The sequence below is a fragment of the Streptomyces sp. NPDC057854 genome (assembly GCF_042797055.1).
Lineage (GTDB): Bacteria > Actinomycetota > Actinomycetes > Streptomycetales > Streptomycetaceae > Streptomyces.
On the sequence record NZ_JBHVMF010000039.1, the window covers coordinates 1 to 23,960 of the forward strand.

At 73.9% G+C, this 23,960-nt stretch carries 26 protein-coding genes; 15 read left to right on the plus strand and 11 right to left on the minus strand.

Annotated features, from left to right (window positions below; translation table 11 throughout):
• Positions 1–85 precede the first annotated feature (85 nt).
• Positions 86–274, plus strand: a complete 189-nt coding sequence (locus ACFVQZ_RS35145; protein ID WP_383628913.1) for a hypothetical protein — start codon at positions 86–88, stop codon at positions 272–274.
• 132 nt (positions 275–406) lie between these two features.
• Here the strand turns inward: ACFVQZ_RS35145 and ACFVQZ_RS35150 are convergent, their stop codons facing one another.
• Entirely contained in the window at positions 407–580 is a 174-nt protein-coding gene (locus ACFVQZ_RS35150; protein WP_383628915.1) for a CsbD family protein, read from the minus strand.
• 148 nt (positions 581–728) lie between these two features.
• On the opposite strand from ACFVQZ_RS35150, the gene ACFVQZ_RS35155 reads away from it, so the two are divergent.
• From ACFVQZ_RS35155 to ACFVQZ_RS35170, 4 genes are all read left to right on the plus strand, one after another.
• On the plus strand, positions 729–1,106 hold the full coding sequence (locus ACFVQZ_RS35155; RefSeq protein ID WP_383628917.1) for a hypothetical protein: 378 nt from the start codon (positions 729–731) through the stop codon (positions 1,104–1,106).
• Positions 1,107–1,209: 103 nt separating this feature from the next.
• Complete coding sequence (locus tag ACFVQZ_RS35160; RefSeq protein ID WP_030498508.1) at positions 1,210–1,371, plus strand: hypothetical protein; 162 nt, start codon at positions 1,210–1,212, stop codon at positions 1,369–1,371.
• Between the two features lie 197 nt (positions 1,372–1,568).
• A complete protein-coding gene (locus ACFVQZ_RS35165) occupies positions 1,569–2,117 on the plus strand; it encodes an ATP-binding protein (RefSeq protein ID WP_383628919.1) in 549 nt (182 codons plus the stop codon).
• A 517-nt stretch (positions 2,118–2,634) separates the two neighbouring features.
• On the plus strand, positions 2,635–3,060 hold the full coding sequence (locus tag ACFVQZ_RS35170; protein ID WP_051788506.1) for an SsgA family sporulation/cell division regulator: 426 nt from the start codon (positions 2,635–2,637) through the stop codon (positions 3,058–3,060).
• Positions 3,061–3,093: 33 nt separating this feature from the next.
• On the opposite strand, the gene ACFVQZ_RS35175 is transcribed toward ACFVQZ_RS35170, so the two are convergent.
• Positions 3,094–3,516 (minus strand): ATP-binding protein, encoded by a 423-nt coding sequence (locus tag ACFVQZ_RS35175; protein ID WP_030498511.1) that lies wholly within the window; start codon positions 3,514–3,516, stop codon positions 3,094–3,096.
• Positions 3,517–3,705: 189 nt separating this feature from the next.
• On the opposite strand from ACFVQZ_RS35175, the gene ACFVQZ_RS35180 reads away from it, so the two are divergent.
• Positions 3,706–4,596 carry an RNA polymerase sigma factor SigF gene (locus ACFVQZ_RS35180; RefSeq protein ID WP_321193535.1) on the plus strand — a complete coding sequence of 297 codons (891 nt, stop codon included), beginning with the start codon at positions 3,706–3,708 and terminating at the stop codon, positions 4,594–4,596.
• A gap of 38 nt (positions 4,597–4,634) precedes the next feature.
• Here the strand turns inward: ACFVQZ_RS35180 and ACFVQZ_RS35185 are convergent, their stop codons facing one another.
• A complete protein-coding gene (locus ACFVQZ_RS35185; RefSeq protein WP_036416814.1) occupies positions 4,635–5,090 on the minus strand; it encodes a hypothetical protein in 456 nt (151 codons plus the stop codon).
• Between the two features lie 145 nt (positions 5,091–5,235).
• Between ACFVQZ_RS35185 and ACFVQZ_RS35190 the strand changes: the two genes are divergently transcribed.
• From ACFVQZ_RS35190 to ACFVQZ_RS35210, 5 genes are all read left to right on the plus strand, one after another.
• Positions 5,236–6,321: a YihY/virulence factor BrkB family protein gene (locus tag ACFVQZ_RS35190; protein WP_383628922.1), complete on the plus strand. Its 1,086-nt coding sequence runs from the start codon at positions 5,236–5,238 to the stop codon at positions 6,319–6,321.
• Positions 6,322–6,422: 101 nt separating this feature from the next.
• Positions 6,423–7,262: a class II glutamine amidotransferase gene (locus ACFVQZ_RS35195; protein ID WP_030498515.1), complete on the plus strand. Its 840-nt coding sequence runs from the start codon at positions 6,423–6,425 to the stop codon at positions 7,260–7,262.
• A 666-nt stretch (positions 7,263–7,928) separates the two neighbouring features.
• Positions 7,929–8,720, plus strand: coding sequence for a molybdate ABC transporter substrate-binding protein (gene modA, locus ACFVQZ_RS35200; RefSeq protein WP_383628924.1), 792 nt, complete (start codon positions 7,929–7,931; stop codon positions 8,718–8,720).
• A gap of 127 nt (positions 8,721–8,847) precedes the next feature.
• Positions 8,848–9,222 carry an FKBP-type peptidyl-prolyl cis-trans isomerase gene (locus tag ACFVQZ_RS35205; RefSeq protein WP_030498748.1) on the plus strand — a complete coding sequence of 125 codons (375 nt, stop codon included), beginning with the start codon at positions 8,848–8,850 and terminating at the stop codon, positions 9,220–9,222.
• 194 nt (positions 9,223–9,416) lie between these two features.
• On the plus strand, positions 9,417–10,082 hold the full coding sequence (locus ACFVQZ_RS35210) for a hypothetical protein (protein WP_030498747.1): 666 nt from the start codon (positions 9,417–9,419) through the stop codon (positions 10,080–10,082).
• An 86-nt stretch (positions 10,083–10,168) separates the two neighbouring features.
• Here ACFVQZ_RS35210 and urtE read toward each other — a convergent pair whose 3' ends face one another.
• The 5 genes from urtE to urtA form a co-directional block, all read right to left on the minus strand.
• Positions 10,169–10,861, minus strand: coding sequence for an urea ABC transporter ATP-binding subunit UrtE (urtE, locus tag ACFVQZ_RS35215; protein WP_383628927.1), 693 nt, complete (start codon positions 10,859–10,861; stop codon positions 10,169–10,171).
• Between the two features lie 5 nt (positions 10,862–10,866).
• The gene (gene urtD / locus ACFVQZ_RS35220) at positions 10,867–11,670 is read right to left on the minus strand and encodes an urea ABC transporter ATP-binding protein UrtD (protein WP_383628929.1); all 804 of its coding nucleotides are present in this window, start codon (positions 11,668–11,670) and stop codon (positions 10,867–10,869) included.
• Positions 11,667–12,800 (minus strand): urea ABC transporter permease subunit UrtC, encoded by a 1,134-nt coding sequence (gene urtC / locus ACFVQZ_RS35225; RefSeq protein ID WP_030498744.1) that lies wholly within the window; start codon positions 12,798–12,800, stop codon positions 11,667–11,669. Before urtC ends, urtD begins: the two co-directional genes overlap by 4 nt.
• The gene (gene urtB, locus ACFVQZ_RS35230) at positions 12,797–13,681 is read right to left on the minus strand and encodes an urea ABC transporter permease subunit UrtB (protein ID WP_030498743.1); all 885 of its coding nucleotides are present in this window, start codon (positions 13,679–13,681) and stop codon (positions 12,797–12,799) included. The genes urtC and urtB overlap by 4 nt, the downstream gene beginning before the upstream one ends.
• A 68-nt stretch (positions 13,682–13,749) precedes the next feature.
• Positions 13,750–15,003, minus strand: coding sequence for an urea ABC transporter substrate-binding protein (urtA, locus tag ACFVQZ_RS35235; protein ID WP_383628931.1), 1,254 nt, complete (start codon positions 15,001–15,003; stop codon positions 13,750–13,752).
• A 319-nt stretch (positions 15,004–15,322) separates the two neighbouring features.
• Between urtA and ACFVQZ_RS35240 the strand changes: the two genes are divergently transcribed.
• Entirely contained in the window at positions 15,323–15,799 is a 477-nt protein-coding gene (locus ACFVQZ_RS35240) for a MarR family transcriptional regulator (RefSeq protein ID WP_030498582.1), read from the plus strand.
• Here ACFVQZ_RS35240 and ACFVQZ_RS35245 read toward each other — a convergent pair.
• Positions 15,756–16,871 (minus strand): substrate-binding domain-containing protein, encoded by a 1,116-nt coding sequence (locus tag ACFVQZ_RS35245; RefSeq protein ID WP_383628934.1) that lies wholly within the window; start codon positions 16,869–16,871, stop codon positions 15,756–15,758. The genes ACFVQZ_RS35240 and ACFVQZ_RS35245 overlap by 44 nt on opposite strands.
• 217 nt (positions 16,872–17,088) lie before the next feature.
• Between ACFVQZ_RS35245 and ACFVQZ_RS35250 the strand changes: the two genes are divergently transcribed.
• A complete protein-coding gene (locus tag ACFVQZ_RS35250; protein ID WP_383628936.1) occupies positions 17,089–17,982 on the plus strand; it encodes a restriction endonuclease in 894 nt (297 codons plus the stop codon).
• 72 nt (positions 17,983–18,054) lie between these two features.
• Here ACFVQZ_RS35250 and ACFVQZ_RS35255 read toward each other — a convergent pair whose 3' ends face one another.
• Positions 18,055–18,435, minus strand: a complete 381-nt coding sequence (locus ACFVQZ_RS35255) for a nuclear transport factor 2 family protein (RefSeq protein WP_383628938.1) — start codon at positions 18,433–18,435, stop codon at positions 18,055–18,057.
• Positions 18,436–18,712: 277 nt separating this feature from the next.
• Here ACFVQZ_RS35255 and ACFVQZ_RS35260 point away from each other — a divergent pair, with 277 nt between their 5' ends.
• Complete coding sequence (locus ACFVQZ_RS35260; RefSeq protein WP_383628957.1) at positions 18,713–21,745, plus strand: BTAD domain-containing putative transcriptional regulator; 3,033 nt, start codon at positions 18,713–18,715, stop codon at positions 21,743–21,745.
• Between the two features lie 99 nt (positions 21,746–21,844).
• On the opposite strand, the gene ACFVQZ_RS35265 is transcribed toward ACFVQZ_RS35260, so the two are convergent.
• Complete coding sequence (locus ACFVQZ_RS35265) at positions 21,845–22,039, minus strand: hypothetical protein (RefSeq protein WP_383628940.1); 195 nt, start codon at positions 22,037–22,039, stop codon at positions 21,845–21,847.
• A 369-nt stretch (positions 22,040–22,408) separates the two neighbouring features.
• On the opposite strand from ACFVQZ_RS35265, the gene ACFVQZ_RS35270 reads away from it, so the two are divergent.
• Positions 22,409–23,848 carry an AAA family ATPase gene (locus ACFVQZ_RS35270; RefSeq protein ID WP_383628942.1) on the plus strand — a complete coding sequence of 480 codons (1,440 nt, stop codon included), beginning with the start codon at positions 22,409–22,411 and terminating at the stop codon, positions 23,846–23,848.
• Positions 23,849–23,960 lie beyond the last annotated feature (112 nt).

Sequence of the window (23,960 nt, forward strand, 5' to 3'; positions counted from 1 at the left end):
AAGCCGGCGAGGCCGCCGAGGGCGGCGCCGAGCAGGGTGACGCCGAGGGTGGCGAAGACGCCGCCCTGGAAGGAGCCGCCGCGTAATGGCCGTCCTGTTCTCCCCCGTCAAGAACTACACCGGCCCCGGCCCGGCCGGGGTCCACTTCACCGAGGGCCGGGCCGAGACCGACGACCCGGCCGCCCTCGCCTACGCCCACCGGCACGGCTACCGCGTCGAGACCACGCCGAAGCGCAAGACCGCCACGGCCAAGACCGAGACGCCGAAGGAGTAGCCCCGTGCCCCGTGTCTACGCGACCCCCGAGCAACTGGCCGCGTGGACCGGGCAACCGGCCCCGGCCGACGCCGAGCGCCTGCTCGCCCGCGCAAGCGAGGACGTCGCCGCCGCCCGCCGGCTCCGCGCCGCTCAGTGCTTGAAGACGTCCTTCGCCTTCTCCTTCGCGCCGCGCGCGTCGCCCTTGGCCTGTTCGGCCCGGCCTTCCGCCTCCATGCGCTCGTTGTCGGTCATGCGGCCGACGGCCTCCTTGACCTTGCCCTTGGCCTGCTCGCCCTTGGACTTCGCCTTCTGCTCACCGGACACGTGAATCGCTCCTTCTCCGTGCGACACATCTGACACCAGGACGCCTGACCGGAATCCCTCGGCGCAAACCCCAAAAAATCCGGCACCTGGTCCGGCCGGAGCCGGATCCGCCAGGTTTAGCGCCGGGGAGTCCGGCGAGACGGTGCCCATGAGTGCATCGGAGAACACCGAACGCGACCCGTTCCCCTGGACGGGCCCCTACGCCGTGCCGGACTACCCGGACCTGACCCGCGTGGACGACCCCGACGTGGACCCGGCGTACGAGCCGGACGCCCTCGCGGAGCAGCCGCGGACCCTGCCCGGGCCGTTCGCCGAGAAGGCGCGCGCCGCCGCGATCGTGACCCGCCGGGCCGGCGACGACCTGTGGGCCGCCGCGCGGGCGCACCGCACGCTGACCGCCGGTGCCGCCGCCGGTGCCCTGGCCGCGCTCGCCGTCGCGTACGGATGCGGACGCCGGGCCGGCCGCGCGGCCGCGCGCCGCGACCTCGGCCCGCTGGCGGCCCTGCTCCTGGCACGCCGCGGCTGACGGGCCGCCGAGCTCTCCGCCGTACGCGGCCGGAGCGCGCACGCGCCGGCCGGCTGCTCCTCGATTTCCCCCTGTCCGTCCTGTCTTCATGGAGGTCGTTCACATGGTCCCCCTGCTTCTCGTCCTGCTGCTGGCCCTGCTCCTCTTCGGCGCGGGCTTCGCCGTCAAGGCGCTGTGGTGGATAGCCGTCATCGTGCTCGTCGTGTGGCTGATCGGCTTCGTGGCCCGGCCCAAGGGCGGGACGGGCCGTTGGTACCGCTGGTAGGCGGCCCCGCGGCGCGCCCGTACGCGACCGAGCCCGGCACCCCCGTGTGGGTGCCGGGCTCGAAGCCTGCCCGGCGGCCGGCGTACGGCTTCCCCAAAGCGGTGACGGCCCGCGGTTCCGGTGTGGGAAGCGTGATGCGGGAAAGGCGGGTACCAGAAGCCCAGCCGACGGCCCAGGACGAGGGGAGCACCAGCGCCATGACGGACGCGATCACCGCGGAGCGCGCGACCCCGGACCCCCTGCTGTCGGCGGGTGTCGTCTATGACGAGGCCGCGCGGGTGGGAGCGATGGCCGCCGCCCGTGCCTTCACGGCCGAGTTCCTGGCGGCCGCCTCGGATGTGCTGCCGGGGCCGGTCGGGGAGGAGCGGGTGGAGCTCGCGCAGCTGGTGGTCAGTGAGCTGGTCACCAACGCGGTCCGGCACACGTCCGGTCCCTGCCGGCTGCTCTTGGAGCTGGGCCCGGAGGCCCTGGACATCTCGGTGTTCGACCAGGAGGCCGCCGTCCCCGTGCAGCGCGGGCACGACCCGCTCCGCGTCGGCCAGCATGGCGTCGAGATCGTCGTCGCCATCTGCGGCGGCGTCACGGTGGAGCCGGCCCCGGAAGGAAAGCGCGTCCGCGCCCGCCTCCCCCTCCGGCCCGAGTCCGCCGGCAGCCTGGAGCACACGGGCCCCGAGTACGACGTCCCGGACTACGCCGGCCCGCAGCGCGCCGGCCCGGCACGCCCTCCGGACTCCCGCCCCTCCTGACCAGGCGGCCACCCGGGCACCCGGCCCACCCCCCTGGCCGGTCACCCCCGTCAGCCGGCCCTCTGGGCTCCGGCCCGCCGTACCACCGATGCCCGCGGCCTTCCGGCGCGGCGTAGCCGCCCTCGCCCGGCGCCCCGCCGCCGGCCCGTCCGGCCGACCGAGGGCCTCCGGCCTCACAGCCCCCGGCCCGTGGTTTCCGGCCTCACGGCCCCCGGCCCACGGCTTCCGGCCTCACGGCCCCCGGCCCACGGCCCCCGTCTACGGCCCCCGGCCTTTGGCCCTCCCGCCTCCGGCGCCCGGCTCCGGCGGCGCGCCCGCGCCCGCCCCGGCGGCCCCCCTTCCGTCCGGCCCCGCCGGACCACCTCACCCGGCTCCGCCTGACGGCCTGTCACGACCTTCACCGAATCCTGACACCATCCCCGCATCCGTCACGCCCGTGCGAGGTGTAACAGGGACGGGACGGGTCAAGCGGACACCGCACCCGCTCGCTGACAGCCCCCCTCAGCCGGAGGACAGCATGCCCCAGCACCCCGTCGCGCCGCTTCCCGCACCGCGCGTGCTCACCCGGCCCATGGCCATGGGTCTGCTCACGCCCGACACGACCATCCCGGTCGACACCACGCTCGGGTACGACTCCCGCGATCCGCACGCCGTGAGCATCGCCTTCCACCTCCCGGGCGAGGAGCCGGTGGTGTGGCGCCTCGACCGCGAGATGATCCTCACCGGATCGGTCCAGCCCACCGGCGACGGTGAGATCCGGCTCCGGCCCGCCCCCGACGGCGGGCTCCTCCTGCGGCTCGGGCCGGAGGGGCAGTGCGCCGTCGTGCGGTGCGCCCAGGAGGCGCTCGGCCGCTTCGTACGCGACACCTACGTGCTGGTGCCGAGGGGCGAGGAGGACCGCCACATCGACTGGGGGCCGCTCCTCGCGGCCCTGAGGCGCTGAGGTGCGGCCCCGGGGGCCCCGGGAGCGGCGCGCTCAGTCGTCGCGGTCGGGGGCGGACGGCCGGAAGCAGGCCGTCACGTCCTTGCCGTGCGGGCAGGGGCGGGTCCGGACGTCGTCGGCGAGCGCGTCGACGAGGATCAGCCCGCGCCCGCCCAGCGCGCCGTCGTCCGGCCTGCGCTGCTCGGGGACCACCGGCGAGGAGTCGTGCACGGTGACGTGCAGGCACTCCTCGTCCCAGGTCAGGATCAGCTGCGCGTCGCTGCGGGCGTGCACGTGCGCGTTGGTGACGAGCTCGGACACCGTCAGCACGACGGAGTCCGCGACGTCCGGGGCGGTGCGGTCCCAGCCGAGCGAGGCCAGGTGCTCGCGCGTCCAGTCCCGGGCCGTCTTCACGCCGCTGCCCATCGGCAGCGAACGCGCCCAGCCGACGGCCCTGAGGGAGGGATCCCGTGTCATGACTCTCCTTCGGTCGACCGGTTCCGGTGTCCGTCTGCCCGCCGACCGGGGGGAAGGAACCGGTCGAATTCGGGTGGCGGCGGCGAGACCGCCGAAAGATTCAGAGGTGTGGGCGCGAGGAACCCGGGTATGCGGGCAACCCTCAGGGCTACGCATCCCGACGAAGAACACACGTGAAAGGGGAATGGTGTGACGGTCACCACGATGTCGGCCACGGGAGTCGAGTCCGGAGCGGGGGTACTGCCGCAGATCGAGGACACCGGAGCGGGGGGACTGCCGCAGATCGAGGACACGTCGGCGGTCGCTCCCAGGGACGCGAGGGCCCTGTCGAAGGTCTTCTTCCAGGAGCTCGCGACGCTGGAGGAGGGCACGCACGCGTACCAGTACGCGCGGAACACCCTCATCGAGATGAACATGAGCCTGGTCCGCTACGCGGCGGGGCGGTTCCGGCACCGCGCCGACGAGATGGAGGACATCGTCCAGGTCGGCATGATCGGCCTGATCAAGGCGATCGACCGGTTCGAGCTGTCCCGGGAGGTCGAGTTCACGACCTTCGCAGTCCCCTACATCGTGGGCGAGATCAAGCGGTTCTTCCGCGACACCTCGTGGGCCGTGCACGTGCCCCGCCGGCTCCAGGAGGCGCGCGTCGAGCTGGCCAAGGCGACCGAGGAGCTCAGCAGCCGTCTCGGCCGGATGCCGACGGTCAAGGAGCTGGCCGAGCTGATGAGCCTCACCGAGGAGGAGGTCACCGAGGCGCGGCTGGCCTCCAACGGCTACAACTCGTCCTCCCTGGACGCCGCTCTCGGCGGCGAGGAGGAGGACGGCGACACCTCGCTGGCCGACTTCATCGGCGAGGACGACCCGGCGATGGAGCTGGTGGAGGACTTCCACTCGCTGGCCCCGCTCATCGCCGACCTCGACGAGCGCGACCGCCTCATCATCCACCTGCGGTTCGTCGAGGAACGGACCCAGGCCCAGATCGGCGAGGAGCTGGGCTGCTCGCAGATGCACGTCTCCCGCCTGCTGGCGCGCACCGTGAAGCGCCTGCGCGAGGGTCTGCTGGGCACCGGCGCCGCCTGACCCCCCGGTGCCGTCCCGAACGCGCCGTGCTCCCGGCCTCAGCCGTCTGCGCCTCCCGAGGGGGCGTGGTCGGGGTGGCCGGGAGTACGGCGTTCCCGCTGGAGCCGGGCCTCGAAGCGATGGTCGCGGCCGGCCGCCAGCGCCGACACGGCGGTGCGCTCCAGCTCCCGGAACGGCTCGTAGTAGGTCGCGTTGTAGGCGTCGACGATCTGGTACGTCCAGCTGCCCGGGATGACGTTGCGCCCCAGCATCTCGGTCTCCACCCGGTCCGCCCACGCGTGGTGCCCCGCCTCCCGCAGCAGCCGGACCGCCCGGTCGAGCTCGAAGTCGGCGGTGCCGGTCAGCTGGTGGAACCCGTACAGGTGCCCCCGGGCGCGCTCCGCGGTCTCCAGGGCCTTGGACAGCGAGCCGAGGGCCTCGATCGTGGTGGCGTCCGGCTCGGCGGGACCGGAACCGCCCCGGACGTCGCCGGCGGTGTCGTCGTGAGTGCTCATACGTGCCCCTTGCCCCGTCTCCGGACCGGTACGAGCGTGCCGCCCGGCACGTCACCCGGACGGCGCAGCGGGCGGGGCGGCCGGGCGGGGCGGGCGGGCGGCGGGACGCGGCGTAAGGGCGGCGGACGGGGGTACGCGCGGGGGCATGGCCGAACGGAACGAACCCGAGCGACGGGCTCCGGAGCCCCGCACCCCGCACCACCCCGATCCGCGCCCCGAGCCGGACCCCGGCCCCGGCCCCGGCGTCGAGGAGCGGGCCCCCGACTCGCCCGCCGGCCTCTCCCGGCGCTCCTGGTTCGCGGTCCTCAAGGGGGCGCTGCGCGAGTTCACCGACGACGAGCTCATGGACCGGGCGGCGGCACTGACGTACTACGGCGTCCTGTCGCTCTTCCCGGGTCTGCTCGCCCTGGTCTCACTGCTCGGCATCAGCGGGCAGCGCACCACCGACCGGGTGATGGAGAGCCTGCGGGAGCTGGCGCCCGGTCCCACCCGCGACGTCCTGGAACAGGCACTGGCGGCCCTGAGCGGCAACACCGGCACCGGCACCGTCATGGCCGTGGTCGGCATCCTGGTGGCGCTGTGGTCCGCGTCCGGTTACGTCGGCGCCTTCATGCGGGCCGCGAACCGCGTCCACGACGTCCCCGAGGGCCGTCCCGCGTGGAAGCTGCTGCCGATCCGGCTCGGCATGACGGCGGCGCTCATGGTGATGGCCGCCGCGGGCGCCATACTGCTCGTGCTCAGCGGCGACGTGGCCCGCCGGGCCGGGGACGCGCTGGGCGTCGGCGACACCGCCCTGACGGTGTGGTCGGTGGTCAAGTGGCCGGCGCTGCTCCTGCTCGCCGTGGTGATGATCGCGCTGCTGTACTGGGCGAGTCCGAACGCCGCGGGCCGTGGCTGGCGCTGGGTCACCCCCGGCAGCGTGCTCGCCCTGCTGATCTGGATGGTGGCCTCGGCGGGCTTCGCGGTGTACGTGTCGCAGTTCGCCTCGTACAACCGGGTCTACGGCACCATGGCCGGCGTCGTCGTGTTCCTCGTCTGGCTGTGGATCAGCAACCTGGCGGTGCTGCTCGGCCTGGAGTTCGACGCGGAGCTGCTGCGCCGCCGGGCGGTGGAGGGCGGCATGCCGCCGGACCGCGAGCCGTACGTCACGCCGCGCGACACCCGGGCGTGGAGCGACGAGGAGCGGCGCGAGGCGGGCCTGCCGGAGAAGCCGCGCGACCAGGACGCATGACGGGCCGCCGTGCTGTGGCGGCATGGATCGGCGCTGCCGAGAATGGGAGGAAACAGACGATGTGGCGGACCGGGCTCCTGCCGGGATCCAGGTGATCGCGTATGTGTCGATGGCTCGCGTACTGGGGGACCCCGGTGCTGCTCGAAACGATTCTCTACCGGCCGACGCACTCCCTGATCGACCAGAGCCTGCACGCCAAACTCGGAGTCGAGACGACCAACGGCGACGGCTTCGGCATCGGCTGGTACTCGGACCACTCCGACACCCCGGCGCTGCTCCGGGAGGTCGGCCCCGCCTGGAACAACCGCAATCTGCGCGAGCTGGCGGAGCACGTCCGGTCCCCGCTGTTCTTCGCGCACATCAGGGCGTCGACCGGCACGGCCGTGCAGCAGTCCAACTGCCACCCCTTCCGGTACGGCCGCTGGATGTTCATGCACAACGGCGCCATCACGGACTTCCCGCTGCTGCGCCGCGACCTGACGCTGCTCGTCGACCCGGCGCTGTACGCCGACATCGAGGGCACGACGGACTCCGAGGTCATGTTCTACCTGGCCCTCACCTACGGCCTCGACGAGGACCCGCCGGGGGCCGTCGCCAGGATGGCGGGCGTGGTGGAGCGGGTCGGGCGGGAGCACGGGGTGGAGCACCCGCTCCAGATGACGCTCGCGCTCACCGACGGCGAGCGCGTCTGGGCCTTCCGCTACTCCAGCGCCCGGGCGTCCCGCTCGCTCTTCTACAGCAGCCAGGTCGAGGCCCTGCGCCGCCTCCACCCCGACGTCGAGTTCCTGCGGGGCGTCTCCGGCGAGACCCGCCTCATCGTCTCCGAGCCCCTCGGAGACCTCCCGGGCGCCTGGAACGAGGTACCGGAGAACAGCTACGGCGTCGTCCAGCCCGGCACCGACGAACTGCGCCACTTCACCCCCGAACCCGTCCCGGTCTGACCCGGGCGGCGTGCCGTCGGCGGACGCCCACCGCGCCGCTGGAGTGCGGCCGTGGCGCCGTACGGCATCGGGCAGGCCGCGCGGCTGCTCGGATGAGTGCGGAGGCCGTGCGCCGCTGGGGGATCGTGACCGGCGTACGGGGCGACGAGGTGGCCGAACCGGTCGGGCAGCACGCGCGCAGTCGCCGCGCGCACCGCCGGGACGGGCCCCGGACGAACCGCCCCGCACGCCCCGGCCCCCCTGCCTCTGGGGGCGGGGGCGTCGTCCCGTCCGCCCGCTGCGTCAGCGCCGTCACCGGTATCTGGACCGGTCGGCACCCGCCCGTGGGAGCCCCGCAGTCCGCGGGCCGAGACCGCCGGGCGGCAGCCGCCGTCACTTCCTCCAACCACCCTCTCATCAGCGATGGAGAGTCCTCCATCTTTCTTGCACATGCGAGCCGATCAGCCCTACGGTGTCGCACATGCGATCCCGCACCGCCGTCCCGGCCCGCGTCTGCCGGGCGGCGCGGGCCCGGACGGGACGTCGGCATGCGGGCCACCGCCCGCGCCAAGTCGACCCGCGTGCGCACCGACCGCACCTGACCCTCACGCACCTCGCATGAAACAGACCGTCGGCGCGGCCGGCCTTCACTCAACGTCCCCTCTTCGCCAAGGAGTTCAGACCTTCATGCCCCTCACCCTCACGCCCGCCGGACGCCGCACCGCCGCTGCCGTCCTCACCGCGGCCGCCCTCGTCCCGCTCGCGGCGTGTTCGTCGGGCGACGGCACGAAGGACGGCGCCGGCGGTTCCTCCGGTGTCCGGCTCACTGTCCTCGCCGCGGCCTCGCTCACCGACGTGTTCAAGACCGCCGGTGCGGCGTACGAGAAGTCCCACCCGGGCACGAAGATCACCTTCTCGTTCGCGGGTTCGCAGGAACTGGTGGCCCAGGTGTCGCAGGGCTCGCCGGCCGATGTGCTGGTCACGGCCGACACCAAGAGCATGGACAAGGTGAAGGCCGACACCGGCACCCCCGCCGTCATCGCGAAGAACCGGCTGGTCATCGCCACCGGCGAGGGCAACCCCTTCGAGGTCGACGCGCTGGAGGACCTCGCGGACCGCAAGCTGAAGGTCGTGCTCGCCGCGCCGGAGGTGCCGGCCGGCAAGTACAGCAAGCAGATCCTCGACCGGCAGGGGATCGAGGTGAAGCCGGTGTCCCAGGAGCCCAACGTCCGCGCGGTGCTCAGCAAGGTCGAGCTGGGCGAGGCCGACGCCGGCCTCGTCTACCGGACGGACGCCGCGAGCGCGCGGGACAAGGTCGACGCCGTCGAGATCCCCGACGCGCAGAACGCGATCGCCCAGTACCCGGCCGCCACCCTGAAGGACTCCGGGCACGCCGGGGCCGCCGCCGCGTTCGTCACCTGGCTCTCCACGCCCGAGGCACAGAAGATCCTCCAGGACGCCGGCTTCCAGAAGCCGTGACCGGCCGACGGGCCGATCGAGCCTCCCGGCCCGGCACCACGTTCCTGCGCGACGGTGTGCGAGAGTGATCACTCAGGAACGCGGGCCGGCGGCAGGGCCGGCCGGCGACGAGAGCGAGGAGCGGGCGATGGCCCTTGAACGACCGCAGATCGACACCCCCCAGGGCCGGCCGTCCCCCTATCTGCACATCGAGGACGTGTGGGTCGGGGACGGCGCCGAGGCCGCCAAGGGCTCCGAGGTCACGGTCCACTACCTCGGGGTGGCCCACTCCACCGGCCAGGAGTTCGACGCCTCGTGGAACCGCGACGAGCCCTTCGTCTTCACCCTGGGCGGCAAGCAGGTCATCAAGGGCTGGGAGATGGGCGTGCGGGGCATGAAGGTCGGCGGCCGGCGCAAGCTGGTCATCCCGCCGCACCTGGCCTACGGCGACCGCTCGCCGTCGCCGGCCATCAAGCCGGGCGAGACCCTGGTCTTCGTGGTCGACCTCCTCTCGGTCGCCTGACGCACGGGACCGGGTGCCGGCGCCTCCACACCCGCGTACGGCACGGCGGAAGGGCGTCGACCCGCGTGCCTCCACCTCCTCGTACCCCTCGTTCCGCGCCATCTCGTCGCTCCTGCCGGTGCCTCGCCGGTTCGGGGGCAGACGAGAGGAGCGCGGCGCACAGGCGCGCGCTGGACCACGAGGGAGGCGCCCGGATGAACGTGACCGACACGCACGACGAGCTCCAGCGGCAGACCGCCGAGGCCGAGGCCCGCTTCGCGGCCGACTCCTGGGGCGCGTCGATGACGGTTCTCCGCAGGGACGGCGGCTACCGCCATCTCCTCTTCGACCTTCCGCAGGCGTCGTGGAAGGGCTTCGAGCTCGTCACCTGGCCAGGAACGCTCGTCGTGCGCGGTGGTCTCGGCTGCTGGACCTTCCACCGGGACGGCGCCGACATGATGGAGACCGCCCGGACCTCCGACCGCGCCGCGCGGGTCGACCCGCACTTCTGGGAGGAACGGCTCGCCTCCGGCGGCGGGCAGACCGCGAAGCGGTACTCGCCCAGCCGGGCCCGCGCCCTCATCCGCGCCGCCGTCGCCGAGCACGCGGAGTCGCACCCCGGCCTCGCCGCCGCGGCGGCGGACGAACTGTTCTCCGCGCGGGCCCACGCGGAGCTCGGCACCGAGGCCGGCCTGAGGGCGGCCCTCACCCGTTTCCACCTCCGCCACGAGGCGAGCCGGCCCAGCGGTCGGCGGCCCTTCCGCTTCCCGGTCGACACGTGGGAACTGAACGCCTACGACCCCTGGTTCCTGGTCACGTGCGCCGCACTGCCCTGGGCGGCCGGGCAGGACGACGCGACGACCGTGCCGGCCGTCGCGTAGCCCCTCGGCGACCGCGCGCCGGCGACCACCTGAGAGGAGGACGCCTGCGCGCGCTCCTCCGGCCGCCGGAGCCTCCCGCCCGGGCGTCACACGCGCAGAGCCTCGCGCACCGTGGTCTCCGCCCCGGTTCCGCCCGCTCCGCAGGAGGTGACGCGGCCCGCCTCCAGCACGAAGTACCGCTCCGCGGCGCGCATCGCGAAACCCACGTGCTGTTCGACGAGGAGCACCGACAGACCGCCGCGGGCGGTGAGGGCCAGGATCACCTCCTCGATCTCGCGGACGACGGACGGCTGGATACCCTCCGTCGGCTCGTCGAGGAGAAGGACCCGGGGCCGGGTGATCAGGGCCCGCGCCAGGGCGAGTTGCTGGCGCTGCCCCCCGGACAGGAGACCCGCGCGACGGCCGGACAGTTCACCCAGGACCGGGAAGAGGTCCAGGGCCTCCGCGATCGCCTCCCTGCCGTCGGGGCGCCCGTCGGCGACGAGCCGCAGGTTCTCGGCGGTGGTGAGGTGCGGGAAGGACTGCTGGCCCTGGGGGACGTACGCCATGCCGCGGGCGACCCGCCGGTGCGGGGCGAGGCGGGTGATGTCCTCGCCGTCCAGCAGGACCGTCCCGGCGGTCGGCCTGATCGCCCCCATGGCGGCCCGGAGCAGGGTGCTCTTTCCGGCGCCGTTGTGGCCGAGGACGGCTGCCACGCCGTTCTCCGGGACCGTCACGGTCACCTCGTGCAGCACGGTGGTGCGGGCGTAACCCGCCCGCAGGGACCGGATCTCCAACACGGCGGTCACGCCCCTTCGGCGACGGTGGCGGTGGCGGTGGCGGGCACGGTGATCGGGGCGTCCTCGCCGCCGGCCGCGGAGACGCTTCCGAGGTACACCTCCTGCACCCTGGCGTCGGCCTGGACGTCGGCGACCGACCCCTCGCTGAGGACCCTGCCGCCGTGCAGGACGGTGACGCTGCGGGCGTAGGAGCGCATGAAGTCCATGTCGTGCTCGATGACGACGACCGTCCGTTCCCCGCTCACCCGCCGCAGCAGTTCGCCGGTGGCCTCGCGCTCGTCGTGGCTCATGCCGGCGACGGGCTCGTCGAGCAGGAGCAGCCGGACGTCCTGGACGAGCAGCATGCCGATCTCCAGCCACTGTTTCTGGCCGTGGGCCAGCGCCCCGGCCGGCCGGTCGCGCAGCGCCGTGAGACCGGTGGTCTCCAGCGCCCGGGTCACCGCCTCCGGCACGTCCTTGCGCCGCTTGAGCAGGGTCAGCGCCCCGCGCCCCGCGCCCGCCGCGATGTCGAGGTTCTGCAGCACGGTCAGCTCCTCGAAGACCGTCGCCGTCTGGAACGTGCGGCCGACGCCGAGCCGGGCGATGCGGTGCACGGGCTTCCCGCGCAGCTCCCGGTCCCCGAAGCGGACCGACCCGGTCGAGGGCACGAGACCGGTGATCGCGTCGACGAGGGTGGTCTTGCCGGCCCCGTTGGGGCCGATCAGGAAGCGCAGGTCGCCGGGGTGGACGTCCAGGTCGACGCCGTCGACGGCGGTGAACCCGTCGAACGTCACCCGCAGGTCGCGTACGGTCAGTGCGCCGCCGTTCATGCGGTTCCTCCTGGGGGAGTCGGGGGAGCGGTACGGGCCCGAGCGCGTCGCCGGCGGGCGACGGACACCAGGGAGGCCAGCCCGCCGGGAAGGAATCCGACGGCCACGACGAAGAGCAGGCCCTGCAGATAGGTCCACGCGGCCGGGAACGCGTCGGACAGGCTGCTCTGCGCCCAGGCCACCGCGATCGCGCCGAGCACCGCGCCCGGCAGCGAGGCCCGCCCGCCGACCGCCGCCCCGATGACGAAACCGATGGACGGCACGATCCCGATCAGGGCGGGCGAGATGATGCCGACGGCCGGGACGAAGAGCGCGCCGGCCAGCCCCGCCGCGCCGGCTGCCCCGACGTACGCCACCAGCTTGATCACGGCCGGGTCGTAACCGAGGAAACGCACCCGCTCCTCGGCGTCCCGCACGGCGACCAGCAGCTCGCCGTAACGGCTGACGAACAGCTGCCGGGCCGCCGCCGTCAGCAGCAGGAGCGCGGCGGCGACGAGGAAGTACACCATCCGCTGGTTCACCGGGTCGTCGAGGTCGTAGCCGAAGAAGCCCTGGAAGTCGGTGAGTCCGTTGGTGCCCCCGGTCGTCGCCTGCTGGCCGATCAGCCACAGGGACAGGGCCGCCGCGAGCGCCTGACTGAGGAGGGCGAAGTACGCGCCCTTCACCCGCCGCCGGAAGACGCAGAGCCCGAGCAGGGCGGCGACCGCCATCGGCAGCAGCACCGTCATCGCGAGCGCGAAGACGGGGTTCGCGAACGGCGCCCACCACCACGGCAGCCCGTCGGAGGTGCCGTACAGCTGCATGAAGTCCGGCAGCGTCTGCCCGGTCGCCGCGGCGTCCGCGAGCTTCAGGTGCATCGCCATCGCGTAGCCGCCGAGGCCGAAGAAGACGCCCTGGCCGAGGACGAGCAGCCCGCCGCGCCCCCAGGCGAGGCTGACGCCGACCGCGACGATCGCGTAGCACAGGTACTTGGCGAGGAGGTTGAGCCGGAAGTCGGAGAGGACCAGGGGCGCCACGCCGACGAGGAGGAGCGCCGCGAGGAGGAAGGTCCCGGGAACGCGGAACCGGGTCAGGCGCGCCGGCGCGGCCGGCACGTCCGTGGTGCCGGGCGGGGAGAGTGTCGTCGTCATGCCAGGCTCCGGGTGCGCAGTGTGGACAGGCCCTGGGGTCGCCACTGGAGGAAGACGACGATCGCCACGAGCACGAAGACCTTGGCGACGCTGACGGTCGTCGAGTACTCCACGACCGACTGGAGCACGCCCAGCGCGAAGGCGGTGATGACGCTGCCCCTGAGCTGGGCGACCCCGCCGACGACCACGACCAGGAAGGCGTCGACGATGACGTTCGTGCCCATCGTCGGCCCGATCGGGCCGACGAGGGTGAGGGCCACGCCCGCCACACCGGCGAGGCCCGAGCCGATGAAGAACGTCGTCCGGTCCACCGCGGCCGTGGCGACGCCGGACACCTCGGCGAGGTCCCGGTTCTGCACGACGGCCCGGATGCGGCGCCCCAGCGGCGTCAGCCGCAGCAGCAGTGCGAGGCCGAGCACGCACAGCAGCGCCAGACCGAGGATGAACAGCCGGTTGGAGGCGAAGGCGACCCCGGCGAAGGAGACGTTCCCGGTGAGGAGGTCGGGGGCGCGGGTCTGGACGTTGGGGGCGCCGAAGACGTCCCGGGCGAGCTGCTGGAGCATCAGCGAGACGCCCCAGGTGACGAGCAGGGTGTCCAGCGGCCGGGCGTAGAGGCGCCGGATGAGCAGCGCTTCGAGGAGCACCCCGAGGGCGCCGGCGACCAGGAAGGCCAGCGGCAGGGCGACCAGCAGCGAGACGCCGGCGCCGCCGATCGACTGCTGGAGGACGTACGTCGTGTACGCGCCGGCCATGATGAACTCGCCGTGCGCCATGTTGATCACGCCCATCTGCCCGAAGGTGAGGGTCAGGCCGAGCGCGACGAGCAGGAGGACCGCACCGATGCTGATGCCGGTGAAGGACTGGTTGAGGACGACCGTCATGAGGCGGCTCCGGAAGGGGACGGGGAGCGGGGAGTGCGGGGAGCGGGGGGCGGAGTGCGGAGGGCGCGTCAGGAGAGGCCGGTGGCCCAGGGGTAGCCCTTCAGGTACGGGTCCGGCTTGATCGGCTTGCCCGAGTTCCACACCTCGTCGATCAGCCCGTTCGCGCCGACCTTCCCGATCCGCGCGGTCTTGTGGACGTGCTGGGTCGCCCCGTCGACGGTGATCGTGCCCTCGGGCGCTTCGAGCGTGATGCCGTCCGACGCGGCCTTCACCTTCGCCACGTCGAAGGATCCGGCCTTCTCCGCCATCGCCTTCCACAGGTACACGGCGTTGTACGCGGCCTCCATCGGGTCGCTCGTCGGCTTGTCGGCGCCGTACGCCGCCTGATAGGCCGCGCGGAACTTCTCGTTCGCGGCGCCCGGGGTCGTCTGGTAGTAGTTCCAGGCGGTCAGCTGCCCCTCCAGGTACTGCGTGCCGATGCTCTTGACCTCCTCCTCGGCGATCGACACGGAGAGCACCGGCAGGCTTTTCGCGGAGAGCCCGGCCGACTTGTACTCCTTGAAGAAGGCCACGTTGCTGTCGCCGTTGAGAGTGTTGAAGACGGCGTCGGCGCCGGCTCCCTTGACCTTGTTGACGAGGGTGCTGAACTCGGTCGAGCCGAGCGGCGCGTAGTCCTCGCCGACCACCCGCATGCCGTTCGCCTTCGCGTACGCCTGGATGATCTTGTTGGCGGTGCGCGGGAACACGTAGTCGCTGCCGACCAGGTAGAGGCGTGTCAGCCCCTGCTTCTTGAGGTACTCCAGCGCGGGCACGATCTGCTGGTTGGTGGTGGCACCCGTGTAGAAGATGTAGGGCGACTGCTCGAGACCCTCGTACTGCACCGGGTAGAACAGCAGCGACTTGTACCGCTCGAAGACCGGCTTCACGGCCTTGCGGCTCGCGGAGGTCCAGCAGCCGAAGGTGGCGACGACCTTGTCGTCCGTGATCAGTGCCTCGGCCTTCTCGGCGAACGTGGGCCAGTCGGAGGCGCCGTCCTGGCTGACGGCCTCCAGCTTCTTGCCCAGCACACCGCCGGAGGCGTTGATCTCCTTCACCGCGAGGAGCAGCGCGTTGTGCACCGTCACCTCGCTGATGGCCATGGTGCCCGAGAGCGAGTTCAGCAGGCCGACCTTGACGGTGGCACCGGACGTGTCCGCCTTGGCCTCGGCGCCGGGGGACGCACCGCTGCCGGTCTTGGCGCCGCATGCGGCAAGGACCCCGGCGGCTCCGGCCGCCGACATGCTCGTGAGAAGACCGCGTCTGGTGAGGATGAGCCCGGACATGCGTGACCTCCGTGCCCCGGAGGGCGTGATGAGGGAGCGGAAGACTCCGATCGCTGAAGTGCGTCACAGACTGGGCCGGATCTGTTTCCCCCGCGTTTCCGAGCAATTGAAGAACAGTTTCCACCGGAAGCAACCGCGAGAAGAGTCGAGGAGAATGGCCGTCAGAAATCTTTCCGAGCAGCGCAGTTCGCTGCGCGGGCGCCATACTTCCTGTCGGAAGGACCGCCTTTCCGACACCTCCGGAGGATCACCCCGGGCGGCTGTAGGCTCGACGCGTCCCCGGCTCCGGAGGACGTACGACGCGAGCGCGAGGAGCGAGATGACGAACCGGCATCAGGACCTGCTCCGCCTGCTGACCCGGGCCGAGCGTCTCGCCGCGCGGCGGCTCCAGTCCGTGCTCGGCGCCTTCGACTGCTCCCCGGAGGCGTGGCGCGTTCTCGATCTGCTCGCCGACGGGCGGGGCCGCACCATGACGGCGCTCGCCGAGCACGCGTTCCTGCCGGCCCCCACCCTGACCAGGCTGGTCGACCAGCTCGTCGACCAGAACCTCGTCTACCGCCGCGTCGACCCCGCCGACCGCCGCCGGGTCCTCGCGGCCCTCACGCCCCGGGGGGTCGAGCACCGCGAGCTGCTGTCCCGCGCGGTGGAGGCCGACCGGGCGCGGTGGGCCGCCTCGCTCGCGGAGGCCGACGAGGCGCTTCTCGCGGATCTGCTGCACCGGCTCACCGGGGCGCTGAGCGGCGCCGACCCCGTCACGTCCGCCGGGGCGGAGCGGGGAGCTGGGCCAGCACGTTGAAGTCGTGACCGTCCGCCTCCGCCAGGTAGATGCGCTGACGCACATGACGGCCCGTCAGTCCAAGGAGCCCGCGGGGGCCTTCGTACGAGACGTGCTCGGCGGACGCCCCGATGGCGGACACGTCGAGGGTGCGGGCCCGCTCGACGAGAGCCGCGAGCAGCAGCACCCCCTCGTAACAGGATTCCGCGAGGCTCCCCGGCACCGGGGCGTCGGTTCCGAAGCGCCCGGCGTACAGCCCGTGGAAGTCCATGCTGTTCCGGTCCGCCAGCGACGCGAAGAACCCGGCCGTGCTGAACAGGCCGGCGGTGGCGTCGGGACCGCTGCCCAGCAGCATGCTCTCGTCCATCAGCGTGCTCAGCCGCAGACACCGCAGGTCGAGACCGGAAGCGGCGAACGCCCGGTTGAACCGGACCGCGTCACTGCCCACCAGCAGCATCAGCACCCCGTCGGCCTCCGCCCGCTCGACGCGCCGCAGCACGCCGGCGAAGTCGTGGGTGCCCAGCGGCACGTACGCCTCCCCGCACACCCGGCCCCGGCAGTCGCGGGCGTACCGGCGGGCCGCCCGCGCGGTACGCCGGGGCCAGACGTAGTCGTTGCCGACGACGAACCAGCGCCGCACGCCCCGCGCCTCCGCGAGCCAGCGCATCGCGGGCAGCAGCTGACCGGCGGGGGTCTCGCTGGTCAGGAAGACGCCTTCGGTGCGCTCGCCGCCCTCGTACAGCGCCGTGTACACGTAGGGGACCCGGTGGGCGATCCGCGGGGCGACGGCCTGCCGCACGGAGGAGAGGTGCCACCCGGTGACGCCGTGGACGGCTCCCGTCGCCACCAGCGCCTCGACCTCCGCCGCGACCCGTACGGGGTCGGCCCCGCCGTCGACCTCGACGAGGCGCAGCTCCTTGCCCAGCACCCCGCCCGCCTTGTTGACCTCCTCGGCCGCGAGCCGGGCGCAGGCGGCGCACGTCGGACCGAACATCCCGGCAGGCCCCTGCATGGGGTAGACGAGCGCCACGTTCACGGCCTCGTCGTCGGCCGTGAACCACTCGGGGAGGCGGAGGGGGAGCGGCCGCTGCATGCGGCCCATGATGGCCGCCCCCGCGGCGTCCTCCGCGTCGCGCACCGGATCGAGACCGAATCGTAGAGGAAGGACGGGCACGGCCGGCGACACCGCACGGGGGGCGCGTCCGCCGCAGGCCCCGTGTGTTTCGGCCGACGGCTCCGGGTGAGGCGGGTGGTGGCCGGGGGCAGGTGCCGGCCAGGGCGGGGACGGATCCGGAGGCGGGAGGGGCCAGATGGCGGCGGTCGGCGACCGGGGGAGGGGCGCGGGGGTGCGGGAGGGTTCGGCGCGGCTGGTGCGGGACCTGGTGCTGGTGGTGGGCCTGGTGGGGGTGGTGATCGGCGGAGCGGCCCTGACGTTCAGGACGGCGCGCTCGGCCGGTTCGTACGTCCCGGCCGCCCTCGCGGGCCTGGTCCTGCTGCTGCTCGCCGGGGCGGCGCTGGCCCGGTGGAGCAGGAGCGGAACGGTGCGCGGTCGCGTACGAGGGGCGGTCGAGGACCCGGGGGCGCGGGGCGCCGAGACGGCGGCGGTCGCGGCGCACGCGCCGGAGGCCCCGGCAGCCGCGGCGCAGGCCGCCACCGCCACCCCACCGGCCGTCTCGCCGGAGACCACCCGGATCGACGTGGATCCCGGCTCCCCAGCCGCCATGCCGCCGCCCGTCGACGGCTCCGCGCTGGACCACCTGGCCGTCGATCCCGACGGATTCGAGCACACCGTCGCCGCGCTGTGCGCCCGCGACGGCTGTTCCCCCGTCGAGGTGGTCGGCGGCGCCGGCGACCTCGGCGCCGACGTGATAGCGACGACCCCGGACGGACGGCGCGTGGTCCTCCAGTGCAAGCAGTACGGGGAGGAGCACAGGGTCGGATCCCCGGACCTCCAGCGGTTCGGGGGCACCTGCTTCGCCGTGCACGAGGCCGATGTCGCCGTACTGGTCACCACGAGCACCTTCACGGAACCGGCCCTCGCGTACGCGGCCTCCTGCGGCATCGTCTGCGTCGACGGCACGCGGCTGGCGGCCTGGACCGCGTCCACGGCGCCGTCCCCCTGGGAGGCGGCCCGGGGCCCGGCGGCCGGCGACGACGAAGGAGGCTCCGGGTTCGCGGATGCAGCCGATCCGGCCGTCGGCTGAGAAGCGGGAGCGAGAGGAGGGCGCACGGGCCGCGCGGCGGAGGCGCCGCCGGTGGGCGTCCGCCCGCGGTCGTCAGGGCGTGGCGTGGAAGTACCGTACGCAGGTGCGCAGCAGGCCGTCGTCCGCGATCGTGAACACGTCCACGAAGCGCTGTTCGTCCGCGCCGCTCTCCGGCGTGACCCGGCGGCCCGTCGCGATCACCGTGCGGTGCTGGGCGACGACCCGGTCCACGACGTGCCGCGCGCCCGGCACGGCGTGCAGGACGTGGGCGCGCAGGGCGTCGGTGCGACCGCGGGCCGCCTGCTGGCCCGGGAGTTCGAGGACCATCGCGTCGTGCAGGAGCGAGCCGCAGCCGTCGAGGTCGCCGCCGTCCAGGTAGTCGTAGACCAGCCGCACGTGGTCGATGCCCGCGGCGGTCACCAGGTCCCCGCTGCCCGGGTTCCCGGTCGTCATGGTGTCTTGGCTGTTCAACGGTGCCAACCCCTTTCACCTTCCGTCCAGGATTCTGCGGCGCCCGCCCAACTCCCCGTTATCGCCGTCCTATCGCGGAGCCGGCCGGGATCTCCACGGCATGGACAGGAGCGGGGGAGATGTGGAGACTGTCCTCACATGATCCTGACGTCCCGGCGCTGACCGGCACGTTCCGGTGTGGCGCGGTGCGGTTCCTGTGTGGTCTGTCATCTGTTGCGTGGGGGAATCAGTGGCTGCTGCCGACGGCGGGTTAGCGGATCTGGACGTTCCGGGCGGGCCCCGTCTCACCTTCCGGGTCCTCGGACCGCTCCAGGTGCAGGGCACCGCCGGACCGCTGCGGGTGCCTCCCGGCCGGCAGGAGGTGATCCTCGCCGCGCTCCTCCTGGAGACCAACAGGATCGTGAGCACCAGCCAGTTGGTCGACCTCATCTGGGAGGACAACCCGCCGGAGACGGCCAGGACCCAGGTGCAGATCTGCGTCTCCCGGCTGCGGAAGCTGCTCGTCGACGCGGACGGCGAGGTCGTCCTCACGACCCGGCCGCCCGGGTACGTGCTCCACACCGACGCCGGCAACGTCGACGCCGCCCTCTTCACGGGCCTGGTGCAGCGCGCCCGCGCGCTCGGCGAGGGCGGTGACCGCGAGGAGGCGGTCCGGCTCCTGAGATCCGCCGTCACGCTCTGGCAGGGCGACTGCCTCACCGGACTCGACAGCGGCCCGCTCGCCAACGCGGCCCGGCAGCTCAACGAGGAGCGCCTGGCAGCCGTGGAGCTCCGCATCCGGCTCGAACTCGAACTCGGCCACCACGACCGGCTCGTGGGGGAACTCCAGCGGCTCACCCACGAACACCCCCTGCGGGAGAAGCTGCACGGCCAGCTCATCCAGGCCCTCTACTGGTCCGGCCGGCAGGCCGAGGCCCTGGAGGCCTTCCGGACCGCCCGCCGCTACCTCGCGGACGAGCTCGGCCTCGAACCCGGCCGCGAACTGCGCGACCTCGAAGCCGCCATCCTCGCGGGCGAGCTTCCGCCGCCCGCAGCGGCCCGCCCCGCCCCCGCCCCGCCGCTCGCCCGGGGCGCCGCCGCGCCCGGCCCCGAGGCGCCGGACGGGGAGCCCGCCGCGCGCGGCACGGCGTCGCCCCCGCCCGCCGCTGAATCGATTCGCCATGAGACCGTCCCCCATCAACTCCCCGCCGCCATAGCCGACTTCGTCGCCGACGAACAGCGGCTCGCCACCCTGGAGAAGGCCCTCAGCGGCGGCGACGGACGCGGCACCGTCGGCCTCGCCGCCATCACCGGCAAGCCCGGCACTGGCAAGTCGACCCTCGCCGTCCACGTCGCCCACGCCCTCGCCGAGACCGGCTTCCCCGACGGGCAGCTCTACTGCGACCTGCGCGGCACCACCGCCGCCCCGGCCACCCCCGTGGAGGTCCTCGGCCGCTTCCTCCGCGCCCTCGGGATCCCCGGCCAGCTCATCCCCGAATCCCTCGACGAGCGCGCCGAGATGTACCGCACCCGCCTCTCCACCCGGCGCGTCCTCGTCGTCCTCGACGACGCCGCCGGCGAGGGCCAGGTCCTCCCCCTGCTTCCCGGCAGCCGCGGCTGCGCCGTCCTCGTCACCAGCCGCGCCCGCCTCACCGCGCTCCCCGGCGCCCACCGCGTCGAGCTCGACGTCCTCGACGAGGACCAGGCCCTCGAACTCCTCGCCCGCATCGTCGGCGCCGACCGCGTCGCCGGCGAGGCCGCAGCCGCCGAGGCACTGGTCCGCACCGTCGGCCGTCTGCCGCTCGCCCTCCGGATCGTCGCCGCGCGCCTCGCCGCCCGCCCGCACTGGACCCTCGCCTCGATGGTGCAGCGGCTCGCCAACGAGCGGCACCGGCTCGACGAGCTCGCCCACGGCGAGATGACCATGCGTGCCAGCCTCTCCCTCACCTACGAAGGACTCGCCCCCGAGGACGGGGGCCTGCTGCGGCTGCTCAGCATGGCGCAGGCGCCGACGCTCCCCAGCTGGCTCGCCGGCGCGCTCCTCGACGACCACCGGCCCTTCCCCTCCGACCTGATGGAGCCGCTGGTCGACGTGCAGATGCTCGACGTCGCCGGCGTCGAGCCCAGTGGCGGCTTCCGCTACCGCTTCCACGAGATCATCCGCGTCTACGCCCGCGAGCGGCTCGCCGCGCAGCACCCGCCGGAGGTCCGCCGCGCCGCCTTCGCCCGCATGGCCGGCGGCTGGATGCACCTCGCCGAGGAGGCCCACCGCAAGGTGTACGGGGGCGACTTCACCGTGCTGCACGGCACCGCGCCGCGCTGGCAGCCGCCGTCGCCGTACACCGACGACGCCCTCGCCGACCCGCTCGCCTGGCTCGACGCCGAACAGGCCGCGCTCTGCGGCATGGTCGGGCACGCCGCCGAAGAGGGACTGCACGACCTCAGCTGGGACCTCGCGACCTCGCTCGTCACCCTCTTCGAGGTGCGCGGCCACTACGACCTGTGGGAGTCGACCCACCTCACCGCGCTCGCCGCCGTCCGCAAGGCCGGCAACCTCCGCGGCACAGCCGCGATCCGCGCCTCCCTCGGCTCGCTCTACATGAGCCGCAACCAGTACGACACCGCCCGGCAGGCGCTCACCTCCGCCCTCGACGTCTTCCAGGCCCTCGACGAGCCGATGGGCGAGGCGCTCTGCCGTCGTGACATGGCCCTGATCGCCCGGACCGACGGGGACGACACGGCCGCCCTGGAGCTGTACCGCCGCTCCCTCGCGGACTTCGACCGCGCCGGCGACGTCGTCGGCCGCGCCATCGTCCTCACCCAGAGCGCCCACATCCGCATGCGGCAGGGCGAGATCGACCTCGCCCAGAGGCAGCTCGACGAAGCGCTCGACATCTACGAGGGCATCGGTTACGCCGGCGGCCGGGCCCGCACCCTGCGGCGGGTCGGCCAGGTCCTCCTCGAACAGGGCAGGAGCGACCTCGCGGTCCTCACCTTCACGGAAGTGCTCGAACTCTGCCGGGACTCGGGCGACGTCATCGGCGAGGGGCACCTGCTGCGCGACCTCGGCCACGCCTTCGCGATGATGGGACGGCCGGACCGGGCCCGCGACTTCTACGACCGCGCGGTCTCCTCGCGGGAGCAGGTCATGGACTTCAGCGGGGGCGCGCTGGCACGCCTGGACCTGGCGCGGCTGCTGACGGACGCGCCGGGACGTGCGCGGGAGCTGCTGGTGCCGGCGGTCGAGGTGTTCCGCGAGCGGCGGATGACACGGGAACTCGCGGAGGCGGAGCGGCTGCTCGGCGCCTGCTGAACGCCTCCGCACGGAAGCCGGCGGGGCGGACGGGCCCGGGGCCGCGGAGACGCACGAGGGACGTACAGGGGGCGTACGCACGGCGCGTACGCGGGGGCGTCAGTCCCAGGGGTTGTTGTCGGTGGTGGGGCTCGGGGTGGGGGTGGGGACGGAGGACGCCGCCGGGGTGCCGGCGGCCGGCGCCGGGTCGTCGGCCCAGCTCGCCTGGAGGCCGAAGCCGGTCACCAGGACGACCAGGGCGGAGGTGACGGCGGCGCGGAGGGCGGTGCGGGCGGCGGTGGTCTTCTTCTGCATGGGACTCTCCGTCTCGTCTCGGGTTCCGTGCGGGCCCTTCGAGGGCCCCGTCCGGGGCGTCGTTTCCTTATGGACACCACGCTAGGAAGGGGCGGATTCACCGCACCGCCCGCTGCCCTATCGCCCCGCTATCACCGCACCGCCTCCGCCCGCTCCGGCACGCGGACCGCTATCACGGGCCGCCCGACTTGCCTTTCCCGCTATCTCCGTGACCCCCTCCGGAGGCCCCCGGCACGGTTAGTGACGCGATGCCCCGTCGATAGGCGCCCCCCGGAACCTGGTGCCAGCAGACGGCGAGGAGCCGCCGCGCCCGGCCCCGACCAGGCCGGCCGCCCGGCCCCGCCCCCACCTGACCAGCGGGAGCACTCCATGACGACCGGTCTCTCCCCCGAGGGCACGTCGGCGGCCACCGCCGCGATCGGCGCCCTCATCCGCGGACACCGCCTCCGCATCGGCCTCACCCAGCGCGAGCTCGCGGACCTCTCCACCATCAGCGTCCGCGCCATCCGCGACCTGGAGAAGGGCAAGGCCCTCCGGCCCCGCGCCGACACCGTCCGGCTGATAGCCGACGGCCTCCGCCTCGGCCCCCGCGCCCGCGCCGCCCTCGAGGACGCGGCGAGACGGACCCCCCAGGGCGGGACCGGCCGCCACCAGCTCCTGGAACGGTGCGCGCCTCCCGCCCCGCTGCACCCGATGACCGGCCGCCAGGCCGAGGCCGCCGTCCTCGCCGAGGAACTGCGCTCCGGCGCCGAGCGCCTGATCACCGTCGTCGGACTCAGCGGCGTCGGCAAGACCAGGCTCGCCCTGGAGACCGCCGCCCGCCTCCACGACGCCGGCCTCCCCGTCCTCTGGCACACCGCCCCCGGCGCGGCCTCCGACTGCCTGCCCCACGACGGCGACCCGCTCGCCGCCACCTGCGCCGCCCACCTGCGCCTCCCGGACCGCCCCGCCGCCCCTCCGCACGCCCCGGACTCCGGTACGCGGCACCCCTACGGCCCCGACGCCGCCGCCGGCACCCCGGACCGCTCCGGCGGCCCGGACGCGCAGCCGCCCGCGGAACTGCTCGCCGCGCTCGGCGACCGCGACGCGCTCCTCGTCCTCGACGGGGCGGACTGCGCGCGCCTCGACTCCGTCCGGCTGAGCCGGCTCCTGCGCGAACTGCCCGGTCTCCGCGTCCTCGTCACCGCCGACACCCCCTGGGACGTGCCCGGCGAACGCCTCTTCCTCCTCGCGCCGCTGGACGCCCCGCGCCCCGACGGCCCGCCGTCCGCCGACGCGCCCGCCGTACGGTTCCTCCTCGGCCGGATCCGCCGGGTGCGGCCCGACATCGTCGCGGACGAGCGGAGCCTCGGCGACGTCGCCCGCGTCGCGTACGGGCTCGACGGGCACCCCCTCGCCCTCGCCGCCGCCGCGTCCTGGCTGACCGTCTGCGACCTGCCCACCCTCCGCGGCATCGTCGAGACGGACCCGGCGCCGCTCCTGGACCACCTCTCCGACGGCACCTCCGGCTCGCACCTCCGCGACGGCGTCACCCGCGCCCTCGACGGCCTGCCGGCCGGCCCCCGGGACCTCGTCGCCCGGCTGTGCGCCACCGCCGACGCCGACTTCGACCTGGACGAGGTGGTCCGGCTCACCGGCCGCCCCCTCCCGGACTGCGGGCGCATGGTCCGCGCCCTGCTCATCGGCGGTGTCATCCGCCCGAGCACCGACCACGGCCGCTCCGCCTTCCGCCTCCTCCGCGTCGTCCGGGCCCTCGCCGCTCCCGCGCACGCGCCCGCAGCCCCGGCCGCCGCCCCCGCTGCCGCCTGACTGCCGCAGCGCCGCCGATCCGCTGCCGTACCGCCGGGGCAACTGCCGCTCCGGGCCCCCGCGGACGGGTTGTATGGCCCCTGCCGGCCGACCCCGTACGCATCATCCCGTG